Origin of the sequence: Oceanobacillus sp. CF4.6, assembly GCF_051262635.1 — a bacterium.
Lineage (GTDB): Bacteria > Bacillota > Bacilli > Bacillales > Amphibacillaceae > Oceanobacillus.
Genome location: NZ_JBIMEX010000012.1, coordinates 66,556 through 88,903 on the forward strand (window position 1 = coordinate 66,556; position 22,348 = coordinate 88,903).

Below are 22,348 nucleotides of genomic sequence, written 5' to 3' on the forward strand. Positions count from 1 at the left end.
CCTATTTCTTTTAGTTTACACGTTCTCTATTTAGGGAAGCAATAAAAAAGTGTAGGATTACCTTCCCTCCGGATACCCTGTAAAGTACAATTCGTATATTTACATATTCGATGGATGAATGTGCAAAATAATCGAAGACTTAAACCAGACTCTTTTAAAAGAATTAGACCCTAATTGAAAAGATTTGTAATTATGTTAATATGAAAAACATGGAAAATATCATACGAAGAGGATGGGACTATATAATGAAAGAAAAAAGAAAACAATTTTCCAGTGTATTCACTTACGCTTCCATACTTGTCGGAATACTGGTACTTCTAGGTGCTATTTTCCCCGATCAATTTGGTGAAACTACTGGAGCTATTGGGGCATGGGTTACAGAAACTTTTGGTTGGTACTATATGGCAATTTTTACGTTAATTCTGTTCTTTTGTATATTTTTAGGTTTTAGTCCAATCGGTAAACTCAAACTGGGTAAACCAAATGATAAACCTGAGTTTAATACGTTATCATGGTTAGCCATGCTTTTTAGTGCTGGTATGGGGATTGGCTTAGTGTTTTATGGTTCCTCTGAACCAATTTCACATTACCTGGCTCCGCCTACTGCTGATCCGGAAACAAGAGCTGCAATGGCTGAAGCGATGCGATCAACTATTATGCACTATGGATTCCATCCATGGGCTGTATACGGTATCGTAGCACTGGCATTAGCTTATTCACAGTTCAGAAAAGGAGAAGTTGGTTTAATATCCAAAACATTACGGCCTATTTTAGGTGATCGAGTGGATGGTCCTATCGGTAATATTGTTGATGTGTTATCGGTGTTCGCAACCATTATTGGTGTCGCTGTTTCTTTAGGGATAGGGGCAATGCAAATCAATGGGGGCTTGAACTATCTCTTCGGTATCCCTAACAATCAGCTCGTCCAAGGTATCATCATCGCTGTTGTTACGGTATTATTCTTATACAGTGCCTGGAGTGGATTAAGCAAAGGTATTCAGTATTTAAGTAATTTAAATATGATCCTGGCAGGCCTATTGTTTGTTGCTATCTTAATTCTCGGTCCAACTTTATTTATTCTCAATATGATGACAAGTTCGACTGGTGATTATTTCAATACATTATTATTTAATAGTTTGGATGTAGCCCCATTAAACGAACAAAAACATGAGTGGATGCAGTCCTGGACGATCTATTATTGGGGTTGGTGGATGAGTTGGAGTCCATTTGTAGGTATATTTATTGCAAGGATTTCTCAAGGACGATCCATCCGGGAATTTATCTTTGCGGTACTACTCGTTCCAACTTTTGTGAGTATATTTTGGTTTAGTGCATTTGGTTTGACAGGAATTGAAGTAGGACAAAATGCACCAATCATATTTGATCTTCCACCGGAAACGCAGTTGTTTGGTATTTTCAATGAACTCCCGATGAGTATCATTTTATCTGTAATTACGTTGGTGCTTATATCATCCTTTTTCATAACCTCAGCCGATTCTGCAACCTTTGTTTTAGGTATGCAAACAGCCTTTGGTACGTTACATCCTGCAAATTTTGTTAAAGTCGTATGGGGGTTATCATTATCAGCAATCGCATATATATTGCTGTTAGCAGGTGGAGAAAGCGGATTAAATGCCTTACAATCTGCAGCAATTATATCTGCATTGCCATTCAGTGTTGTCGTCATATTAATGGCAATCGCATTTTATAAAGATGCCAATCAGGAAAGAAAGTCCTTAGGTTTAACACTTACCCCGAACAAAAAAGCAATGAAAGAATATATTGAGAAGTCAAAGGAAGAAGAAGATAAAGAAAGAAGCTAAGTACACGGGAGACTGTGAAATTGACTGGGACAATTACAATGAGCCGTATCTGTTTGGATACGGCTCATTCATTATTTATGCCAAAAAAATTCTCCATCCGCATTGTCTGCGCAGGTCGCTTTATGTGACATGCTTTGGAATACTTTATTTTCTTAACTTAATTCAAGTTGAATTCCATTAATCAAAGCCTTATGAAGACAATGGGGGCATCGTCCAAGACTGCGTGCGATCCTCTACATTGCTATTTTGCTTTCTGCCACGCCATTTTATTGCTGTACCCCCAAGACTTAGATGGTACTATTAGTTATATATCCAATTGATAAGGTTCTTATGTATCCTAAGGAAGCTGCCTATGAATAATGGCAGAAATGCAAGTTCACTCACATGTTTCCTTGTTTATCGTAAATAATAATCATAATTATATTCTTACATCGAGGTGACAAGGGTGAGACGAAATAGTTATTCAAAAGCAGAGATTATTTTGGAAGATGTCAACGTATACTGCGAATATATTTTAAATGGGAAGCCTCCAATACTATTAATTCACGGGTTTGTTTCGTCCATTTATACATTTAATCGCCTTATACCATTACTTGAGAAACATTTTTCAATTATTGCTTTAGATTTACCGGGCTTTGGAAAAAGTGAAAAATCAACCTCCTTTGTATATAAACATGAAAACTATGCGAAGTTGGTTGCCAAATGTATCGACTATTTCAGCTTAGAGAATGTGTGTATCATCGGTCATTCGATGGGTGGGCAAGTAGCCTTACATACCGCGAGAATCATCCCGGAAAAAATCAATAAGTTAGTTTTACTAAGCAGCTCTGGCTACCTGCGAAGTACGAATCGATGGATGGTTTATTGCTCCTATCTTCCGTTATTTAACCAGATGGTGAAGCAACGGATTAAAAGAAGTAATGTAAGGGCAAGCCTGCAAAATGTTTTTTATAATCCATCCTTAATCACAGACGAACATATTAGAGAATTTGAAACTCCATTAAAGGATAAGAATTTCTATAAGTCTTTAATAAGATTATTACGACAGCGTGAGGGTGATTTAAGAAGTGATCAACTAAGAGAAATCCAGACACCCGCATTATTAATATGGGGGCAGGAAGATAAGGTGGTACCATTAGGAGTGGGCAAACGATTGGTTGGGGATTTGCCAAATGCCAGATTAATTACGTATGAAGAGACCGGTCATTTTGTTACAGAGGAACGGTCGAAGGAGATTTATGAAGAAATCTTTAATTATATTATAATGTGAAAGAAATTAGATAAGGTATTAATGGTATAAAATAAGAATCCTGACCATTATGTGGCTTCTTCTTAAGGAGATAATAATGCATTTACTACGGAAATAAGTGAGACGTACATCGAATGAAGCGATGTACGTCTATTGTTCATAACTGCTTAATAACCATAATAATGTGGATAGTACGGATATGGACCCGGGTATGAAGGGTATGGTGGATATGGTGCATATACTGGATAAGGTGGATAATAACCATAATTCGGACTGAAAACTGCACCTGCCAAAAGCCCTCCTGCCAGAGCACCTACAAATGGTACGATAAAAGGACCAACAAATCGCTGTTCCCCGTGAAAATCTTGGCTTTCCACTCTATAATACGGTTGCTGTAAATAGCTCTCATATAAATCATTCACTTGCTCCGGAGATTCCATTGTTTCTTTCCATTCTTTATTCATCTATTCCCCTCATTTCTAAATACATATCTACTCCATTAGCCTATGCACCGGGTTACTAAAATTACTGGGCTATTGTACTGATTTCGAATTAATTTTAAACCCTTACTTTTTTTGTTTTGCATTAACTTTTTCCAATCTCAGTGACTTTAAAAGAGAATACACCATAAGCAGCAAAATAATAGAAAATGGAAAAGCAGCAATAATCATCACATTTTGTACTGCTAGCAGTCCTCCGCTATATAACAAAGTGATAGCAGTTAATGAAAGAACGATACCCCAAACGAATTTAATCCGTTTTGCTGGATTTAAAGATCCATTAGTGGAATGCATACTCAAAACAAACGTCGCTGAATCCGCAGAAGTTATAAAGAAAACAACAATTAAAATTATCGTTAAAATCGAAGCAATTGTACTGAACGGCATTGTACTCAAGATACCAAATAACATCTCTTCTTCTGCAAGGGAAGAAATGTTCATAATTCCTTGTGATTCAAGAGATATTCCTGTACCACCAATCAACGTAAACCATAAAAAACTAACTAGAGAAGGAACAAGTAAAACTGCAATAGTGAATTCTCTAAGTGTACGCCCCCGTGAAACTCTGGCAATAAATGTACCTACATATGGTGACCAAGCAATCCACCAAGCCCAATAAAAAATTGTCCAATCATTAATCCACCCGCGATCTTCAGGGCTACCAGGTGCGATACGAAAACTAAGTTCAGGAAGGGTCTGAATATATGTTCCAAGTGTATTTGTGAAAAGGTTCAACGAATACAAGGTAGCTCCACCAAAAATCCCGATAAATAAGAACAAAAGGAAAGTTAACAGCATATTAAAATTACTCAGGAGACGAATCCCTTTATTTAGTCCTGTCATGGCTGAAGTTAAGAATAAGATACTTACAATAATGATAATAATTACTTGAATATAAAATGCAATCGGTAAGTCTGTTAAGTAGGAAATTCCCCCATTTATCTGCACTGCACCATACCCAAGACTAGTTACAATACCTGTAACCGTTGCAACCAAAGCTAAAGTATCGATTACCTTACCTGCTACTCCATCTGTATTCATAATTGGTGAAAGTGTAGCACTTATTAAACCAGATTTTCCCTTTCTAAACTTAAAGTACGCAATACATAGTGCAATAATGGCATAGATTCCCCAAGCATGGATACCGTAATGAAAAAAGACAAACCGCATAGATTCTCTCGCCGCTTCACTAGTTCCTTCTTCAACTGTCGGTGATTGTATTCCAAAGTGTGATATTGGTTCTGCTGCACCGAAAAAGACAAGACCGATACCCACTCCAGCACTAAATAACATTGCGAACCAAGATAAATAACCATATTCTGGTTTATCATCTGGCTTTCCAAGTTTGATATCTCCATAAGAACTTACAATTAAAAACAGGCATATAACTGTAAAAAGTGTTACGGAAATTAAATAATACCATCCAAAGGTATTCGATATAAAACTTTGAATAGTTCCGGTTATACTTTCCAGTGCGGTTGGAAATAGAACACCGGATACAATGATCACAGCCAGTATTCCAATTGCCCAGTAAAAAACCGGCTGTACTTTGTTTGTTGACTTCATTCATAAAAATTCCTTTTGTCACTGTTTTACATCATCTAAGTATCGATGATGTAACTCTCATTTAAACCTTGATTATGTTCTGTTTTTTATTATTTCTAAATAGCGCTATTTAATACTGGTTTTATAAAAGCTCACAATATGCCATAATTGGATTACCAGTATGCCTGTCTCTATAGCCTTTCATAGCTATCGTTTTTAACTATAACAAGTGATACATTTTATGAATTAACTTTCTGGCATTTATCTCATGGTAAAATCCAAAAAAATTTATTACTTCATTTATAAGTGATTTTTCATTTCTCATTGGAATTAAGGCTGAGGGATTATCCTCGACTAGAATTTCAGTTGACTCTGACTGCCTTATCCCTGTTTCTAATAGAAGTAACATACACGTATAGTCTCAAAGCCACGGAAAGATACGCTTGTCCGGTGCATTTAGTAACGCTCTTAGCTCCTTTAATGTAAAAGCCTCTATATTTCCCGTTCGATCCTTTAACAACGGGTAGCCTTTTATCAGATTGTTTAAGGATATACTTCGACTCATACAAAAAGCCGAATAGCGTTCGGGTAGCCCGAATTGACGTATTAATTGAACGTCTAAACTGTCCGGTCTTATCTTTGTAATACGTAATAGTATCCGGTCTAAGTACTCGACGATCTGCGTTGTTAATAAAGCGTCGTACCTATTCATCGTGGGACAACGTTTCCAGCTCGATAGGCTCCGTTGCTATATCGACTACATGCGGTGCTATTTTATTGCTGCGTCGATTGCCTATAAAAAAACGCTCCCCACCGAATTAATCAAAGGAAAGCGAAAGTAAGCGTACCTATGCACGGGACTAAATGTCGTACGCTCAACGCAAAAAAGACGACGCACTCCGAAGAGAACGCCGTCCTATTAATGTTATGATACCGGTGGTCGGGGTCGATTATTGCTTATAAAGGTTGATATATTAATGCTAGAGAAAAACTATGTGTAAAATAAGTGTAAAAATCCGTGTTAATTAGAAATACACCTCAATGAAAAGGAATTTAGTAATTCGTTGTGGCGTAATAAAATAACTCACCTTTTCGAACTAGGTGAGCTAAAGTAATATTTTGAATGTATTATTTCATACCTAATACAACTGATTTGATTCTTAGTCAAGTATTTTTTCATTATTTTGTTAGAGTGAATGCTTGAGAAGCGCATCTGTTCCGCTTTATCTTTTATTCATATCGTTTATCCTTTTTTCAATATGGCTATGGACCTTTATAACTTGGAAGCCTCTTTTCTTCAATCAAAGTTCATTTTATAAGATTACATCATGCCGCCCATGTTGCGAGCCTAGTTTTTCTATTATTTCACATATATTAAATGCTTATATATCAATGATTTTGGTCATCTTTAATGAAGAATCATTTTGTGTGATTGTTTCTTTTTCCTTATTCTTGTTACCTTTTTGTTACCTTCAATATTATTTCGTTTTTAGCAAAAGTTGTGTATTGTACATGGTCTCAAATTGTGACTTAGACCAATAAACTGAACCTTCCATTTCAAACTTGAAAAATGACCGTTTTCAAATCGTTTCATAAGACATTATAAACGCTGTTCTATCAGCATTTATATCCCATTGACTTTTTTTAAATTACTTCATATTAAATAATTATTCGTAGGCACAAATTAGGCATGTAATTATTTTGTTGTTAACGGGAGGGCATGTTCCTTCTCTAATTATTATATCCTAATATATGCTATGGTCTTTTAAAACTTCAAATTAGGAGGAAGTTTTAAACTGTTGAATTTGAGCCAATAACCACTTCCTTAGCTAAGCGATTGGCTTTACTATCAATAAGTATCTTATTCGCCCTAACCCTTATTGGATCAAGCTTTGTCTTTTGTTGTATTATCTTTAGTATCATTAATTGATAGTTTAGGAAAGTATATAAATTGGAGAAATTCCTTGGAATCTCTTGCCTTTTCTATACCTGGAGGTTTTCCACAACTGTGGCAATTCCCATACCACCCGCAATGCATAAAGTTACAAGACCGTACTTTTTACCTGTCCGTTCCAATTCATGAATCAGTTTTGTAAGTAAAATAGCACCAGTTGCTCCAATCGGATGCCCCATCGCTATTGCTCCACCATTTGGATTCACCCTGTTTATATCCAAACCAAGCTCTTTGATACAGGCGATAGACTGGGAGGCAAATGCTTCATTAAGTTCTATGATTCCGATATCTTGAATCGATAAATTCGTCTGTTTTAAAGCTTTCAGCGTTGCATCTACAGGCCCCATTCCCATCGTTTCCGGGGAAACACCTGCTGCTGCCTGAGCTATAATTCTTACCTTTGGCTTTAGGTTACGCAATTTTGCCGCTTCTTCTGTCATAACAAGTAGTGCTGCAGCGCCATCATTACGTCCACTTGCATTTCCCGCCGTAACCGTACCACCTTCTTTAAAAACAGGTTTTAATTTCCCTAACTTCTCAATTGTTGTCTCTCTTGGATGTTCATCCACTTTAAAGTCAATAGAAGACTTTCTTGTTTCCACTGAGTATGGAGCAATTTCTTTTTCAAAATACCCCTTATCAATAGCATTCTTTGTTTTTTCTTGACTTCTGAGTGCAAACTCATCTTGTTCCTCGCGTGTGATTCCGTATTTCTCCGCAACATTTTCCGCTGTAAGACCCATATTTAAATCCCCATATTTTTCTGCAGGCTGGGATCCTGGCTGACTTGCCGTATTGGGATCCTTTAACTCTACATTTCCTGCTTTAAGACCAAATCGTACACCACTTACATAGTATGGAGCAGTACTCATGGACTCGGCACCACCAGCAATAATGATATCGCTTAAATTAGACTGAATTTGTTGGGCAGCAGAATTAACTGCCTGAATTCCTGATCCGCATTGCCGATGTACCGTATAACTTGGAATATGAATCGGAAGTTCCGCACGAAGTGATGCGACACGTGCAAGGTTCGAAACGTCTGAGGTTTGCTTTGCCTGACCAAGTATTACTTCATCAATGGCATCTCTTTCAATACCTGTCCTGTTAATAAGGGCCCGAATCACATGTTCACCGAGTATATCTACTGTTTCATTCCCGATAGTACCACCGAGTTTACCAATTGCTGTACGTACAGAATCTACAATTACTATATTGTTCAATTGGTTCTCCTCCTTCTTCAAGTTTTCTTATTATCTCTGTTTCCTTTTTTCTTCACTTATTATATTAAAGCTACTGGACAGTTACTTTTCATAGTATAACTTTTTCTATCCTTTTGATTAAAAACATATATAAGAAGATAGTCACTCATGATCCAGGAGATTTAGGCTATAGAGAAAGTCTCTCTACAACCCTATATAATTTTCTCCTTCTTATTAGGATATTTAAAAGTTTAATATCATCCCAGTCTTTGTTCCCTCATAAATTCTAGATATACTCGCATCTCTGTAATAACGCTCTTTTGGATATTGTTTCATATATTGATGGATACAAAAGCAGGAGGCATAACAGATAAAACTAGTTTGGTAGAGTAACTAAATAGGTGACTAACATTCTTTAAGTGGACTCTAGCCATTTAAAAGCAATACCTAATAATATCCCTACATTGCTTGTTCGAACAATAAGTAAAAATATGCAGCATTTAATTAATTGATAAAGAGGGGCACATCATTTTGCAGGCACCACCTCCTACTGTTCATTATTAGTAAAATTAAGGCTTGAAAAACTGATGCAAATGTTTATCTACTCATTCACCTGTTGAAGTTCGAGTACATTTCCATCTGGATCAAATAAGAAAATTTGATACCAGCCTTCGATTGACCACTCACCCATATCTGAGAAAGCTACATTGTTCTCTTTTAATCGTTCTTTAATTGGCTCAATGTCATTGACTCGGAATGCTAGATGGCCGTTCACAAGCGGGTTCACATAATGTCCGGTTTTGTGGCCATTCAGTAAATCCTTTTTAGAAATATGAATTTGATTTCCGTTCTCATCCACCAAAAATCTTGTTTCTCCATCATATTGTTTTAAAATTCTTCCGCCATGCATGTCTTTATTTTCGGTTAAGCCTAGTGCATCTCTATAGAATGTTGTCATTTCTCCTACTTTATTTGTACTGAAATTTCTGTGGTGAAGCTGAATATCCATTTGATGATCTTCCGGTTCTGCATCAACTTGCTGAACTTCAATAACATTACCGTCAGGATCGTATAAAAAGATTTGATACCAGCCTTTTATAGACCATTCTCCAAAATCTGAATAAGGCACATTATGTTTATCCAATCTTCCTTTTAATTCCTCAATGTCATCCACTCGAAATGCTAAATGCCCATTTACAAGCGGGTTCACATAGTGCCCTGTTTTATGACCATTAAATAGATCCATTGTAGCAATATGAATTTGATAATCTCCTCCCGCTAATAAAAAGCGAGTATCCCCACCATATCCTTGGTCAGTAATTCTTTCACCGCTTATTTCCTTACTTTCTTCCAAACCTAATACCTTTTTATAAAATGCAGCCATTTCTTCCACATTATTTGTACTAAAATTTTGATGATGGATTGTCGTTTTCATCGTATTCTCTCCTTAGTATAATTATTTTTTAACTATAAGTATTCTTGCCAGCAGTTCCTTAAGGTTTTAATAAAACTTTTACACCTTCTCCATTTATTGCAACTTTGAAAGCTTCCTCAAAATCCTCTAATGGGAATTGATGAGTAATGGATGGAGCAACATTTAATTTGCCTTCAAGCAGAAGTTCTTCCATTAGATCCCATGTTTCCCACATTCTGCGACCATGAATTCCTCGTAAAGTTATTTCTTTTGCTACCAAACCAGATAGATCTAAGGATATATCTCCTGGGAACAGACCAACCATTACAGCAATTCCGCCTTTTTTCAAATATGGGACCGCTTCAGTAAAAGCTCGGCCACTTCCAGTCGTCTCTATAATCACATCCGCTTTACTATCTCCGAATACATCAGTTAACCCTGTTTCAGCTGGGTTAAAGATATTAAAATCACCACATTGAGAGGCAACATCCAGTCTCGCTTGTTTTAAATCACTGATATATACAGATTCAGCACCTAAAGCTAGGCTAGCACACGCCGAATAAAGGCCAATTGGTCCAGCTCCGAGTACAGCAACTTTTTTACCCTGCACATCTCCAACTTGAGCTGCGTGCATACCTACCCCCAGTGGTTCGAGAATTGCTCCTATTTCTTCAGGAATGGAATCTGGTATCTTACGCAGACATACTTCTGGAACAACAGCCCATTCAGCAAAACAACCATCGGTATGCAGGCCGAAATATGTTAAGTTTTCACAAATGTGCTGATTTCCATTTAAACATAACTCACACTCACCACACGGAATATGCGTTTCGACACTTACTTGATCACCGACTACAAAAGACGTAACTCCTTCTCCAAGCCCAACAACTTTCCCAACACATTCATGTCCCGATATACCGGGCACTTTAATTCCTACTCCTTTTGCCCAATTATCCCATTGGTAAATGTGTAGATCTGATCCACAGATTGCAGACACTTTCACAGAAATCAGAACTTCTCCCTTATCGGGGGTTGGATTTTCAGACTCTTTAAATGTAAAGCCAGGTGCCTCATGCTCTTTAACTAGAGATTTCATTCTCGTAATTCCCCTTTCAATAAGATTTAATAGCCAAAACGAGTAATCATAAATAGTAGTTTGCTATAAATACAGCAGAAATCTTCTACGTAAAATCTTGTATAATTTCCGCCAAATGCAACGGATGTACAATGCACAGCATTCCTACCATTCAATTTCCTAACTTTTGTTTCTACTAAATACTGGCACATCGGAGGCATACAATTTGTTTTAAAATTTACTCCCTTTTTTATAAGAACTAAATAAGCACTTTTCCCTTTGCTTTATCATTGAATCTTAACTATTTACCAGTAAATACAGGTTCTCTTTTTTCTACAAAAGCACGTATCCCTTCAAATCGATCCTGTGTATCCAAACAACGGCTGTAGTATATATCCTCTTTTTCTCTAGCCTCACTGTCATGCATTCCGTATAAATCATTAATGGATGTTTTGCAATTATGGACGGCGAATGGTGCGTTTTTTGCGATAATATCAGCTAACTCAATCGCTCTGTCAAGCAAATCAGATGAATCCACCAGCTCATTTATTAATCTAATTTGATTTGCTTCTTCTGCTTTAACAAGTCTTCCTGTAAAAAGCCATTCTTTTGCAATATGTACAGGAACTCTTCTTTGAAGCAAGCGAGAGCCGCCTCCTCCCGGCATTATTCCACGAGTTACCTCAGGAAGACCGAAAACAGCATTTTCTGATGCGAGAATCATGTCACAATTAAGTGCTAGTTCAAATCCGCCTGCTAAAGCATACCCATCCACTACGGCTATAACTGGCTGCGGCAAATCGGCAATAGACTGAAACATATCAGCAAAAATTTCATGGTGACGTTGAAATTCTTCATCCGTTATTCCATTTCTCTCTTTTAGGTCAGCTCCAGAACAAAATGCTTTGGAATCAGCGGAAGTCAGCAGCACAGCACGAACATCGCTTTTTTCAATTTGCTCACAAATATCAACAATTTGTTTCCCCATGTCCGTGTTAAATGCATTACGTGCTTCAGGTCGATTTAATGTAATTTTTCCAGTATGGTTATTGGCACCTATTCTTTCCCACTCAACAAAGACCATTAGTTCACTTCCTTTTTTTCAAATATTAAATTCTAATTCGGATGATGAAAATCATGTTATCAGACAAGTGTTTATAAAGCATTTCCTTTTAAATAGCTTTTTCAGCCTTCATTTCTTCTATTTCACTTTCTGTATACCCCAGCTCGGATAGAATCTCACCCGTATGTTCTCCAAGTAAAGGCGGATATTGTCTTACTTCACCTGGTGTTTCTGAAAATTTAACCGGGAAACCTGGCATTCTTAAGTTTTTTATATGCGGATGTTCAACATTAATGATCATTTCCCTTTCAATGACTTGAGAATGATTTATAACTTGATCGATTGTATGAATAGGTCCACATGGGACTCCAACTTTTTCCGTTTTTTCAAAGACTTCCTTGCTTTCCATAAGTACCAATCTGCTCTTTAAGATTGGAACAAGTTCTCCCCTATTCTCAACCCTTTTCTGATTTGTTTTAAATCGGCCATCTTCCAGCAAGTCCATCCAATCCATGGTTATGCAGCAGTTTTCCCACTGTCTGTCATTTCCGACCGCCATTATTATATTTGCATCTTTTGTTTCGAATGCTTGGTAAGGGACAAGTGTAGGATGCGCAGATCCCATTTTTCCTGCAGGTTTTCCTGTTGCAAGATACCCTGTTGCCATATGATTCAGTAGCATTACTTGCCCATCTAATAAGCTCACATCAAGGAGTTGTCCTTTCCCCGTCTTTTGTTTTGCAAAGAGGGCGCTTTGAATTCCATATGCAGCGAACATTCCTGTCGTTAAATCCACAATCGACATTCCTGCCTTTACCGGCGTACGATCTGGTTCACCAGTAATGCTCATCAGTCCCCCAAATCCTTGCAACAACAGATCATAACCTGCACGATACTTTTCTGGACCTGTACGGCCAAAGCCAGATATGGAACAGTAAATTAAACCCGGATTTATTTTCTTTAAATCATCATAACCATATCCCATTTTATCAAGGGAGCCGGTTTTGAAATTCTCTACTAACACATCAGCCTCTTCAACCAGCTTATAAATTATATCTTTTCCACGTTGACTCTTTAAATTTATCGTTATGCTTTTTTTATTTCTATTTGAAGAAAGATAATAACAACTTTCTCCATCCCATTCAGGCGGAGTGAAATTCCTTGCTTCATCTCCTGTTCCAGGCTGCTCGACTTTAATGACATCTGCCCCGACATCACCTAATAGCATGGTGCAAAATGGACCAGCTAGCGTTCTTGTTAAATCAAGTATTTTGATACCTTCTAGTGGTTGCATATCTATCTCTCCTTTACAGTATTATTCATCTGGTATAATCATCATATATTTCGGGCTCCCAAGCTCTTCCCTCCATCGACATGAAGGACTTGACCCGTAACATATCTCGCTTCTTCTGATGCAAAGAACAGTATAGAATTTGCTATGTCTTTCGGTTCTCCAATTAAAGGAGTAGGCTGTGCTTTAATAAGATCTTCCTGTACCTTCTGAGGGAGATTTCGGATTAAAGGCGTATCAATTAATCCTGGTGCAATACAGTTTACTGTAATATTGAACTTAGCAAATTCAAGGGCTAATGCTCGTGTTAAACTTACAAGGCCTCCCTTGGATGCAGAATAGTTGGATTGCCCAACCTGACCTAACCAGGCACGAGAGGAAATATTGATAATCCGTCCATATTCAGCATCTTTCATATGTCCTAGTACAGCCTTGGAACAAATCCATGCACCTTTTAAATTGACATCCAGAACAAAATCAAAATCTTGTTCAGGCATTTTTAGGATCAGGTTGTCTCTCACAACTCCTGTATTATTTACTAATCCATCTATCTTCCCGTAACGATTGATGATTTCCCCTACCATCTTCTGCACTTCATCTGTTTTCGTAATATCTGCCTGAAGACCAATTGCATCCTGACCGTTTTCATTAATTTCTTTTGCAACCTTTTCAGCCTTTTTAATATTTATATCGTTAATGACGACTTTTGCACCATGCTGTGCTAATTTTTTTGCAATACCTTCACCAATTCCGCTTCCGGAACCGGTGACTAAAAATACTCTATTTTTTATATTCATTTCTATATGCTCCTTTCCGAATAGGGTTGAATTCGTTTAAAACGTTTTCTGACCGAGTGTATTAAAGTTGATGTAGCAATGCAGTGTATCTATTTATTTACTCATTTCCATTTATAAGGTTACCTGATACCTGCACTAGTACGATTTAAATTCTTTTAACAAGCGCTTACAAATATTTTTTTAAACAAACTATAAACCCACTTAAAACTTATAAGGTTATAAGGTTATCAGACAACCTGGTAGTATGTGTTTGAAGATTAATTAAAAGTTATCATAATATCTTTTAGTTGTCCAATAATAATTTAAATTATCTAAAAAATAGCTAAGCCAGGATATTTCTGCCTGGCTTATTCGAAAAATAAATCCATTCAACTTCTTACTTTTTTGATTTCATATGATTTTTCAGCTCATACTCAAAATGTTCCAGATGTTTTTGCATTGCATTTTGAGCTTTCTCTGCATCTTGTTCTACAATTGCTTGATAGATCACTTTATGCTCACTTAAAACCAAAATGGTCGATAATGGATTACTAAATCCCATTCTGCGTATTTCTTTCATCGCTTTTTCCATTGGTTCGGAAATCGTATCCAACAGCCGAACCATAATCGAATTTTGGGTCCCCTGTGCGATTGTCTGATGAAAGAGCATATCCTCTTTTTCACTTTCATTATTTTCTAACAGATTAGCTTCCATCTGATCAATAATTTGCTGCAGCTTTTTCAAATTACGCCCATCTCTATTCTTTGCTGCCAACTGCACATTAGATATTTCTATCAGCTTACGAGCCTCCATTAATTCAAGAATGGTTTGATCGCTTAACAGCAGCCCCGTAAAGTCAGGCATTCCAATATCTTCCGGATCCACTTTGCGTACGATACTTCCTTCCCCTTGTCTGGATTGAATCAGCCCCATGAATTTCAGAGCACTTAATGCTTCTCTGATTGTTGAACGTCCAACTGAATACAACTCGCACAATTCTTTATCAGAGGGTAATTTTTCTCCTGGTTTCAGTTTACCATCTAAAATTTGCTTTTTTATATGTTCAGCTACTTCTTCATAAATTTTTACTGTTTTCACTTTAAATGGTTCCATAATTTCCTCCTGCAAAATTATATTTTCTAAAAAGAAAGTAAATTTTTTATAGACATAAAAATATTTTTCTGTTAAGATGTACCCACAAAAGCTTCTTACTTTTCAGACAAATCCTGTCTGATAACCTGATTATAACATTTCTAATATCTTATTGCTTAATTAAGAATTTAAATAAATTCTTTTTTGTTTTATAAACTTGTCTGATAACCTGTATATATTGTTTATCATATAAGGTTATAAATTCTATAATCAGGTAAAACGACAGAACTTTTTCATTCTTTGAATAAATGTCTCTCGATAAATTATTGCTCTAAGTATCGGGTGGGCAATTACAGAATAGTAGTATCCTTTTAATACCATTCAAAGAGTTGAAATTCAGGTAGGTCTGATAGTTGAAGGGAAACAAGAAGATAGGGAAAGGGGAATATGTAGATATGAGTAAAGGTCGAATTGGATTTATTGGAGTTGGAACGATGGGAAGACACTTAGTTCATAACTTAATCAAAAATGACTATGAAGTGTTTGTCTATGACATGAAACAAGAAGCTTTAGATTATGTGGTAGCTTTTGGCGCAAAACCTGCCGAAAGCTTAAAACAATTAATGGAGGCAAGTCAAACCGTATTTGTAGCCGTCATGACGGATGATCAAGTGAAATCGGTTATCGCAGGTGAAGACGGATTATTAGAATATGCGACACCTGAGAAACTGATTGTTATTAACAGTAGTATTAACCCACAAACCGTTCTTTCTATGGCAGAGCTGGCAAACAAAAAAGGAGTCAATATCATTGATGCTCCAATGAGCGGAGGAGAACCAGGTGCAATTGAAGGAACCCTTACATTTATGGTTGGCAGTAATGATAAACAGTTGTTTGAGCAAATTCGTCCAATCTTAAATTGTATCGGTAGCAGTATTTTCTATGTAGGGCCGACTGGATCTGGAGAAGCTATCAAACTGGCAAATAATCTCATGGCACTCTGTAATAACTTAATTGCATTAGAATCCGTTAAATTAGCAAAAGGTTACGGAATTACAGAAGAACAGCTAATGGAAGTTGCCGGACTGAGCACCGGAAACAGTTACATTGTTGAGAACTGGGATTATTTTGGGAATATGATGCAAACGCATTCATTAGCTGGAACAAAAGATGTCTATACATTTTTAACAAAAGATATCAAGCTCGCTGTAGAATCAGCAAATGCAATCGATCTATCCCTGCCGATCGGCGGACTTTGCTGGCAGCTTTCAGATTCGGAATTAGAGAAAAGAGATAAAGAGAATAGAAAATCAGGCCGCATTTATGATACACCTTATACAGCTGAACCTGTTTAATCGGTATTGAAAGCGGTTTATAATAGGTGCATTTTCAAAAATAGAAATAACCCGTACAAGCAGTCTGTACTGGTTATTTCTATAAATCATTTTATTTTCTCCAAGTATATCGGAACAAATCCTTTGTGTTTTTTAATGACTATTGCATCATCTAATATTTCAGTCATTATGTTTTTACATTTTAGACTTCTTTCTTTTTTATAGTTATAATTTTATTTTCACTATTGTTATAGGGAAATCACACCATTGATCATTTGATACAATCTAATTTTTAAAGGCTCCGTATACAAATTAAGATTATTTGTTAGTATTCCATTGTAAGGAATTATATCACTTTCCTTTCCTTAAAATCCGATAACATGAAGTGTTGTTACTTGTCTGATAATATAACGATCTTAAAGTATGATTGCATCAAGTGATGGTAAACAATACCGACATCGTTTGTAAGGGCTTACAACACTTTATCTTATCAGTCGGACTGATAAGATGAAGTATATTTTCTAATCTTCCAGTTATTATTTAGAGCGTATTGGTTTTTTGCATTTTTGATAAGACGAATACTATGTCTAAAAGTATTCCGAACAAAAGAAAGCTTAATCACTGCTAGGACGCTGAGATTAAATATTCTCTAGCAAAGTCTTTTTACCTTTTTATAGATTTAAAATTAATGGACTAACAATGGAAATGGGGAATAATATATGATACCAATAAAAAAATCTTTAGACCGAATCCCTGGCGGAATAATGATAATTCCTTTATTCCTAGGTGTACTCGTTAACAGCTTTGCTCCCGACTTATTGCGGATTGGTGGTTTTACAGAAGGACTATTTGTTAATGGAGTTGTTCCGCTTGTCGGCTTTTATTTTGTCTGTATAGGAGCTGAAATTAATTTAAAGACGGCAAAGGGAGCTCTGGCAAAAGGAACAACGATGCTGGTTACAAAATGGGTTATTGGCGCATCATTGGGTATACTTGCTTTCTGGATGGCCGGCCCAAGTGGTTTATTTTTAGGTCTGGCCCCTCTTGCCATCATTGCAGCCATGACAAATAGTAACGGTACGATGTATATCGCCATTGCAAGCCAATTTGGGGAAAAAGATGACAGAGCTGCGATCGGTATCCTATCATTGAATGATGGACCTTTTTTTACGATGCTAGCTTTAACGATGGTTGGATCAATGGGAGTAGGTGGCCATCTATTCTCATTGATGGATTTCGTCGCTGTTCTTTTCCCGCTCATATTGGGTATGGTTTTAGGTAATCTGGACCCTGATATGAGAAAGTTCTTATCAAAAGGTGTCGACGCACTTATTCCTTTTATGGCATTCGGAATGGGGATGGGAATTGATTTAAGAGCAATTCTGGAAGGCGGTTTGGCAGGTGTTATTTTAGGTGTACTAACTGTCCTTCTCACTGGAACTGCATGTGCTATTATTTTTAAAAAAATGGGATGGAATCCAATTGTCGGTGTAGCCGAAGGTGCAGTTGCTGGAAATTCAATCGCTACACCTGCTGCAATCGCTACGGTAAGTACAGCTTTTGCATCTGAAGTAGGAATTGCTACTGTGCAGATTGCTGCAGCTTGTGTAACATCGGGAATACTGCTGCCACTTTATGTTTCCTTTTTAGCAAAGCGATATGGCAAACAAAACAAAACCCAGCAACAACTGGAAAACCAAGAATTAGATGTTGTGGGGAGATAAATGGAAGCAATTTATCACGACCTCACAAAAAGTTCTTTCAGAACCTTTTGTGGGGTCATTTTGATTTCCACATTAAAAAACACCTCCTTCAAGTATGTTGCGAAAGAGGATTGTCCAAAGAATGTTGAAACTAGTTGATCGTGTTGATGTATACGATTTGTACCGTCTGTAGATTCACCCCCAAAACTTAAGTCCAGTTATAGCAGGTGGATATATGGATCACTATAACGAGGAAGGAATTCAAAAATAGGCTACCTCATTCCAAGATAATTCAGAATAATGATAGCCTAAAAGGCGTTAACTAGAAACATATCTTTTTAGCTTATAATAATTTATTTACCAACATAAAGAGGTTTCCTATTTTCAACAAATGCAGTCATAGCCTCTTTGCGATCTTGTGTCGCAAAGACGCCATCAAAGCAGGTTGCTTCAATCGTTAAAGCTGATTCAAGATCCACATTAGATCCTGTATGTACAGCTAATTTCATCATTCTTAATGCGACAGGTGCCTTCTGCGCTAGTTTTTCAGCCCAATCTTTTGCTGTGGATAGAAGTTCATTATGTTCAACCACTTTGTTTACAATCTGTAACTGGTAGGCTCTTTCAGCATCAATCGCTTCCCCAAAATATAGTAATTCGTTTGCAGTACCTTGTCCAACTACTTTTTGGATGCGTTGTGTACCACCGCCTCCCGGGATGACTCCTAAATTGATTTCAGGAAAAGAAAATTGCGCTTTTTTGGAGGCAATACGCAAATCACACGATAAAGCCAGCTCAAATCCACCACCACGTGCCACTCCATTAATTGCAGCGATTACAGGTTTGTTCAGATTTTCAATTTTTGAAAAGGCAATTCTTGTAAGCTGAGTTAAATCCATCATTCCAACTGTATCCATTTCCAAGATTTCATTAATATCTGCTCCAGCTACAAATGCCTCATCACCAGCACCGGTGAGCACAAGCGCATGGACATCTTGATTTTCCTCCAATTCCCCTATTAAATGGGTAATTTCTTGGTAAACTTGTGTATTCAATTTATTTCCTGGTGCATGATTGATCGTTACAACCGCTACTTTATTTTCGATATCACAAAGTAAATATTGATAATTCATTATTTCCCCTCCTAAGAATGATTTATAATAATTACGATATGGCATTTCAATATTTAGCTCGGGCATCGGTCATTGAGCCCTTGCCAAGGCAGATGATCAACCATCTATGTAGTGAAATGCTCAGATCATTTCACTTTATTCTGAAGTTTCTTTCATAATTTATATTAACTCTTGATTCCCTTTACATCAAGAGATAAGTCTTCTTCGTTGCTTATGCTTATGTTTATGTTTAATCTTTTAAAGATGCTAAATCCAACTCATCTTTTTTTTCATCTTCAAACAATTGGTTCTTTCTCCAATTTCCCCATCGATAATAAGCAAAAGAAAAGATACTACTAATGACAAAGCTTACTCCCATTCCTAAGGCAACACCACTCTGACCAATTAAAGAAGAAAAAATGGAAGTTAGAGGGTAGCGGAGAACCCAAAGTGAAAGAATGTTTAGCACTAGAACTTGAAACATCGCACCCGAACCACGAACAACTCCATTTAAAATAAAGTTAATTCCAAGGAAAGGGTAGAAAAAAGCAACAATTCTTAAATAATCCGTACCAAATGTAACCGCCTGCTCCTCTTGAATAAACAACCTCGTTAAAGGTTCAGCAAATAGAAAGACAAGACTAGTAATCGTAAGCATAACGACAATGTTAAAAGCAGTCCCAATGTTCGCAATCTCACGTACGCGACCCCATTGGTTAATACTGATATTTTGCCCTGCCATACTATTAACTGCTGTACCTAATGCCATAGCAGGAAGTGTAATCAAACTATCAATTCTTTGAGTAGCACCAAATCCAGCAACAACGCCCCCACCAAAAGAATTCACGACGGTCATAATCGCAGTCACACCTGCAAAAACGACCATCATTTGTAGTCCTGAGGGAATTCCAAGTTTTAAAATCAGCGAAACATCTTCCCTTTTTGGTAAACTAGGTATCGTAAACGGTACAAGTTTAAAACGCAGTATATACCATAGTCCGCCCAAGAATGAGACTCCTTGCGCTAATACTGTTGCCAATGCTGCTCCTTCTATCCCCCATTTGAAAACTGAAATAAATAAAGGAGCTAAAATAGTATTTAAAACAACTGCTATCATTACAAACCTCAATGGTGTTCTACTATCACCCAAAGCTCTAAGCACAGTAGCGATAAAGTTGTAACCCATTAAAAATAAAATACCTATAAAATTAATTTGTAAATAACTCTTCGCTTCAAGTAACATTTCTTGTGGAGTGTTTAAGAAGACCAATATTTGCTCAGTAAATAAATAACCAACAATACCAAAGAGAATGGATAACAATCCAAGAACCACAACAAAGGCATTTAAATATGTTTTTAAACCTTTATCATCTGCTCTTGCCTTTTGTTGGGATATGATCGTTAATGTTGTATTATTGATTCCAATAATAAACGCAAGCACTGTTACCAAAACAGTAGACGAAATGGCAACCGCACCAAGCGCATTCGCTCCTATTAGATTACCAACCCACAGGCTATTAATGATTTGCAGAGAGGCTTGTAATAAATTCGCTAGCATAATAGGTCCTGAGTAAAAGACCATTTGCTTTATAATTGAACCCTTCGTAAAATCTTGTTGCGACAAAAATAACACTCCTTATTTCATTCCGTCTTAAGTAATCACAATACGTAGACAGACACCAAATTTATTCTATAATTAATTTCCCTCGCAAAGCATGCTGCCAAAATCTGAACCCTTCGTTAAAACATGTCACAGCTCACCCGCTATTATAAAGGCACGAACATCTAATAAAGAAAATACACATATTAAGCAAATTCTAATATGTGTAATGGATATCTATTAGAAACTACTTTACTATTATTACAACTCTTGATTATATTGACATCTTTCCTATTTATATTAGTACTGTAGAATGTATGATTATTAAGACTTAGAAAATATTCCTTTAATCTTGGATTTAATAGAAGAATCTCCGCCTTTTAAAAGCCAACTATCATGTAACCACATTTCAGATATTCGCCCACCTATCCATACCATTTCTTGCTCGAATGAAATAATATCTTTATCTGGACCAACGATTACCCAAGCCCATCTATTTTCAAGCGGTGCATAGAACTTACATCTCATACCAGTAACTGTCATTTTTTCACCATCTACCATAATGGCTGTATCTTCTGGACGGATCCACGTATTCTCTAATCGTTCAAATAAACCAGGCTGAGTCTGATCAATAAATGTTTTTGAAATTTGTAGGGTTTCTTGACTAGAAGGAAGTTGCTGACCTGTAACAAAGCGTCGGTCCATCCATATCGTCCCTAAAATTCGATAACTATCTTGATTAACTGTAAAAGAAAAATGTTCCCCACCTAATCCATTATTGTCTCCATTTGATTTTTCATAACGAAATACCCAAACATCATCTTTATTCTGCCTTTCACTCCTAACCTCCTTAAATTCATAACCCAGGGGAATAGATATAGTTTCAAGGACTTTGCTCAATGCACTTTGATATCGTTCTTCCTTTATTTCTTCTTGGTTGTTTTGCTCTGTTTGGCTCATTGATGACACCTCGTTTTATTTTTTTATTAAGCTTAGAATCTAAAATGATTTGTAGACACTATTTAATTAGATAGCGATTAGCTAACGGAATTTCCTAATATAACTTAAACACCTTAGTAGAATTATATTTTCACCCCTTTTATTCATTTTTAACTTTTAATGGTAGGCATAAATAATCTTTTTCCATGAGAATACATACGACGAATGAACATTAACTACACTTATTGTAACCTAGTTACAACTTAAGTCAATAAATAGCTTTTTTGTTTGTAAATTATCTACTACTATTGTAAAATAGTTACACAAGGTATCGGAGGTGACAGTATGACTAATTTAAATGAGCCAGATCCATTAATTAAAAAGTTAGTTGTTGGCATCGGAGAAGTTTCAGACATAACTAGCGTACCAACACGAAAAATCCGTTATTGGGAGGAAAAAGGGGTTATTACTTCTGTAGAAGATGCCGAAGGAGCTACTAGAAGGTTTGATTTCTGGAACATAAAAAAAATTATTTTTATTCAGGAACTAATTGAAGAAGGGTTTACGCTTGATGCTGCAGCAAAAAAAGTAGAAGTCCGAATGAAAAACATGAGTCAAGCATTTGATAAGTTAGCAAATTCATCAAATAATAATGAATCTAAATAGCTTGATCCT

General features: G+C 36.6%; 17 protein-coding genes. 5 read left to right on the forward strand and 12 right to left on the reverse strand.

The window, feature by feature from the left end; all coding sequences use genetic code 11:
• The first annotated feature begins 245 nt into the window (after positions 1 to 245).
• Complete coding sequence (locus tag ACHABU_RS16370) at positions 246 to 1,823, forward strand: BCCT family transporter (RefSeq protein WP_435766009.1); 1,578 nt, start codon at positions 246 to 248, stop codon at positions 1,821 to 1,823.
• 445 nt (positions 1,824 to 2,268) lie between these two features.
• Positions 2,269 to 3,093 (forward strand): alpha/beta fold hydrolase, encoded by an 825-nt coding sequence (locus tag ACHABU_RS16375; protein ID WP_435766010.1) that lies wholly within the window; start codon positions 2,269 to 2,271, stop codon positions 3,091 to 3,093.
• Between the two features lie 146 nt (positions 3,094 to 3,239).
• Here ACHABU_RS16375 and ACHABU_RS16380 read toward each other — a convergent pair whose 3' ends face one another.
• From ACHABU_RS16380 to ACHABU_RS16420, 9 genes are all read right to left on the reverse strand, one after another.
• Positions 3,240 to 3,536 (reverse strand): hypothetical protein, encoded by a 297-nt coding sequence (locus tag ACHABU_RS16380; RefSeq protein ID WP_435766011.1) that lies wholly within the window; start codon positions 3,534 to 3,536, stop codon positions 3,240 to 3,242.
• A gap of 102 nt (positions 3,537 to 3,638) precedes the next feature.
• The gene (locus tag ACHABU_RS16385; protein ID WP_435766012.1) at positions 3,639 to 5,138 is read right to left on the reverse strand and encodes a BCCT family transporter; all 1,500 of its coding nucleotides are present in this window, start codon (positions 5,136 to 5,138) and stop codon (positions 3,639 to 3,641) included.
• Positions 5,139 to 7,100: 1,962 nt separating this feature from the next.
• Complete coding sequence (locus ACHABU_RS16390; RefSeq protein ID WP_435766013.1) at positions 7,101 to 8,294, reverse strand: thiolase family protein; 1,194 nt, start codon at positions 8,292 to 8,294, stop codon at positions 7,101 to 7,103.
• A gap of 580 nt (positions 8,295 to 8,874) precedes the next feature.
• A complete protein-coding gene (locus tag ACHABU_RS16395) occupies positions 8,875 to 9,708 on the reverse strand; it encodes a VOC family protein (RefSeq protein ID WP_435766014.1) in 834 nt (277 codons plus the stop codon).
• Positions 9,709 to 9,766: 58 nt separating this feature from the next.
• Entirely contained in the window at positions 9,767 to 10,783 is a 1,017-nt protein-coding gene (locus tag ACHABU_RS16400; protein ID WP_435766015.1) for an alcohol dehydrogenase catalytic domain-containing protein, read from the reverse strand.
• A gap of 280 nt (positions 10,784 to 11,063) precedes the next feature.
• The gene (locus ACHABU_RS16405) at positions 11,064 to 11,846 is read right to left on the reverse strand and encodes an enoyl-CoA hydratase/isomerase family protein (protein WP_435766016.1); all 783 of its coding nucleotides are present in this window, start codon (positions 11,844 to 11,846) and stop codon (positions 11,064 to 11,066) included.
• An 88-nt stretch (positions 11,847 to 11,934) separates the two neighbouring features.
• Positions 11,935 to 13,119: a CaiB/BaiF CoA transferase family protein gene (locus ACHABU_RS16410; RefSeq protein WP_435766017.1), complete on the reverse strand. Its 1,185-nt coding sequence runs from the start codon at positions 13,117 to 13,119 to the stop codon at positions 11,935 to 11,937.
• 41 nt (positions 13,120 to 13,160) lie between these two features.
• A complete protein-coding gene (locus ACHABU_RS16415) occupies positions 13,161 to 13,913 on the reverse strand; it encodes an SDR family oxidoreductase (protein WP_435766018.1) in 753 nt (250 codons plus the stop codon).
• 376 nt (positions 13,914 to 14,289) lie between these two features.
• Positions 14,290 to 15,006, reverse strand: a complete 717-nt coding sequence (locus ACHABU_RS16420; RefSeq protein WP_435766019.1) for a FadR/GntR family transcriptional regulator — start codon at positions 15,004 to 15,006, stop codon at positions 14,290 to 14,292.
• A gap of 434 nt (positions 15,007 to 15,440) precedes the next feature.
• Here ACHABU_RS16420 and ACHABU_RS16425 point away from each other — a divergent pair, with 434 nt between their 5' ends.
• Together ACHABU_RS16425 and ACHABU_RS16430 are read left to right on the forward strand one after the other, a co-directional pair.
• Positions 15,441 to 16,340, forward strand: a complete 900-nt coding sequence (locus tag ACHABU_RS16425) for an NAD(P)-dependent oxidoreductase (RefSeq protein WP_435766020.1) — start codon at positions 15,441 to 15,443, stop codon at positions 16,338 to 16,340.
• 698 nt (positions 16,341 to 17,038) lie between these two features.
• The gene (locus ACHABU_RS16430) at positions 17,039 to 18,043 is read left to right on the forward strand and encodes a 2-keto-3-deoxygluconate permease (protein ID WP_435766022.1); all 1,005 of its coding nucleotides are present in this window, start codon (positions 17,039 to 17,041) and stop codon (positions 18,041 to 18,043) included.
• A 332-nt stretch (positions 18,044 to 18,375) separates the two neighbouring features.
• On the opposite strand, the gene ACHABU_RS16435 is transcribed toward ACHABU_RS16430, so the two are convergent.
• The 3 genes from ACHABU_RS16435 to ACHABU_RS16445 form a co-directional block, all read right to left on the reverse strand.
• Positions 18,376 to 19,155: an enoyl-CoA hydratase/isomerase family protein gene (locus ACHABU_RS16435; protein ID WP_435766024.1), complete on the reverse strand. Its 780-nt coding sequence runs from the start codon at positions 19,153 to 19,155 to the stop codon at positions 18,376 to 18,378.
• Positions 19,156 to 19,384: 229 nt separating this feature from the next.
• Positions 19,385 to 20,758: an MATE family efflux transporter gene (locus ACHABU_RS16440; protein ID WP_435766026.1), complete on the reverse strand. Its 1,374-nt coding sequence runs from the start codon at positions 20,756 to 20,758 to the stop codon at positions 19,385 to 19,387.
• 300 nt (positions 20,759 to 21,058) lie between these two features.
• Positions 21,059 to 21,694: a hypothetical protein gene (locus tag ACHABU_RS16445; protein WP_435766028.1), complete on the reverse strand. Its 636-nt coding sequence runs from the start codon at positions 21,692 to 21,694 to the stop codon at positions 21,059 to 21,061.
• Positions 21,695 to 22,018: 324 nt separating this feature from the next.
• Here ACHABU_RS16445 and ACHABU_RS16450 point away from each other — a divergent pair, with 324 nt between their 5' ends.
• The gene (locus ACHABU_RS16450) at positions 22,019 to 22,339 is read left to right on the forward strand and encodes a MerR family transcriptional regulator (protein ID WP_435766030.1); all 321 of its coding nucleotides are present in this window, start codon (positions 22,019 to 22,021) and stop codon (positions 22,337 to 22,339) included.
• Positions 22,340 to 22,348: the final 9 nt, after the last annotated feature.

Excerpts from the sequence above, each read along its gene's own strand:
- ACHABU_RS16370 (WP_435766009.1), top strand. The coding sequence starts at position 246 with ATGAAAGAAAAAAGAAAACAATTTTCCAGTGTATTCACTTACGCTTCC.
- ACHABU_RS16380 (WP_435766011.1), bottom strand. The coding sequence starts at position 3,536 with ATGAATAAAGAATGGAAAGAAACAATGGAATCTCCGGAGCAAGTGAAT.
- ACHABU_RS16385 (WP_435766012.1), bottom strand. The coding sequence starts at position 5,138 with ATGAAGTCAACAAACAAAGTACAGCCGGTTTTTTACTGGGCAATTGGA.
- ACHABU_RS16395 (WP_435766014.1), bottom strand. The coding sequence starts at position 9,708 with ATGAAAACGACAATCCATCATCAAAATTTTAGTACAAATAATGTGGAA.
- ACHABU_RS16400 (WP_435766015.1), bottom strand. The coding sequence starts at position 10,783 with ATGAAATCTCTAGTTAAAGAGCATGAGGCACCTGGCTTTACATTTAAA.
- ACHABU_RS16405 (WP_435766016.1), bottom strand. The coding sequence starts at position 11,846 with ATGGTCTTTGTTGAGTGGGAAAGAATAGGTGCCAATAACCATACTGGA.
- ACHABU_RS16410 (WP_435766017.1), bottom strand. The coding sequence starts at position 13,119 with ATGCAACCACTAGAAGGTATCAAAATACTTGATTTAACAAGAACGCTA.
- ACHABU_RS16415 (WP_435766018.1), bottom strand. The coding sequence starts at position 13,913 with ATGAATATAAAAAATAGAGTATTTTTAGTCACCGGTTCCGGAAGCGGA.
- ACHABU_RS16420 (WP_435766019.1), bottom strand. The coding sequence starts at position 15,006 with ATGGAACCATTTAAAGTGAAAACAGTAAAAATTTATGAAGAAGTAGCT.
- ACHABU_RS16425 (WP_435766020.1), top strand. The coding sequence starts at position 15,441 with ATGAGTAAAGGTCGAATTGGATTTATTGGAGTTGGAACGATGGGAAGA.
- ACHABU_RS16430 (WP_435766022.1), top strand. The coding sequence starts at position 17,039 with ATGATACCAATAAAAAAATCTTTAGACCGAATCCCTGGCGGAATAATG.
- ACHABU_RS16435 (WP_435766024.1), bottom strand. The coding sequence starts at position 19,155 with ATGAATTATCAATATTTACTTTGTGATATCGAAAATAAAGTAGCGGTT.
- ACHABU_RS16445 (WP_435766028.1), bottom strand. The coding sequence starts at position 21,694 with ATGAGCCAAACAGAGCAAAACAACCAAGAAGAAATAAAGGAAGAACGA.
- ACHABU_RS16450 (WP_435766030.1), top strand. The coding sequence starts at position 22,019 with ATGACTAATTTAAATGAGCCAGATCCATTAATTAAAAAGTTAGTTGTT.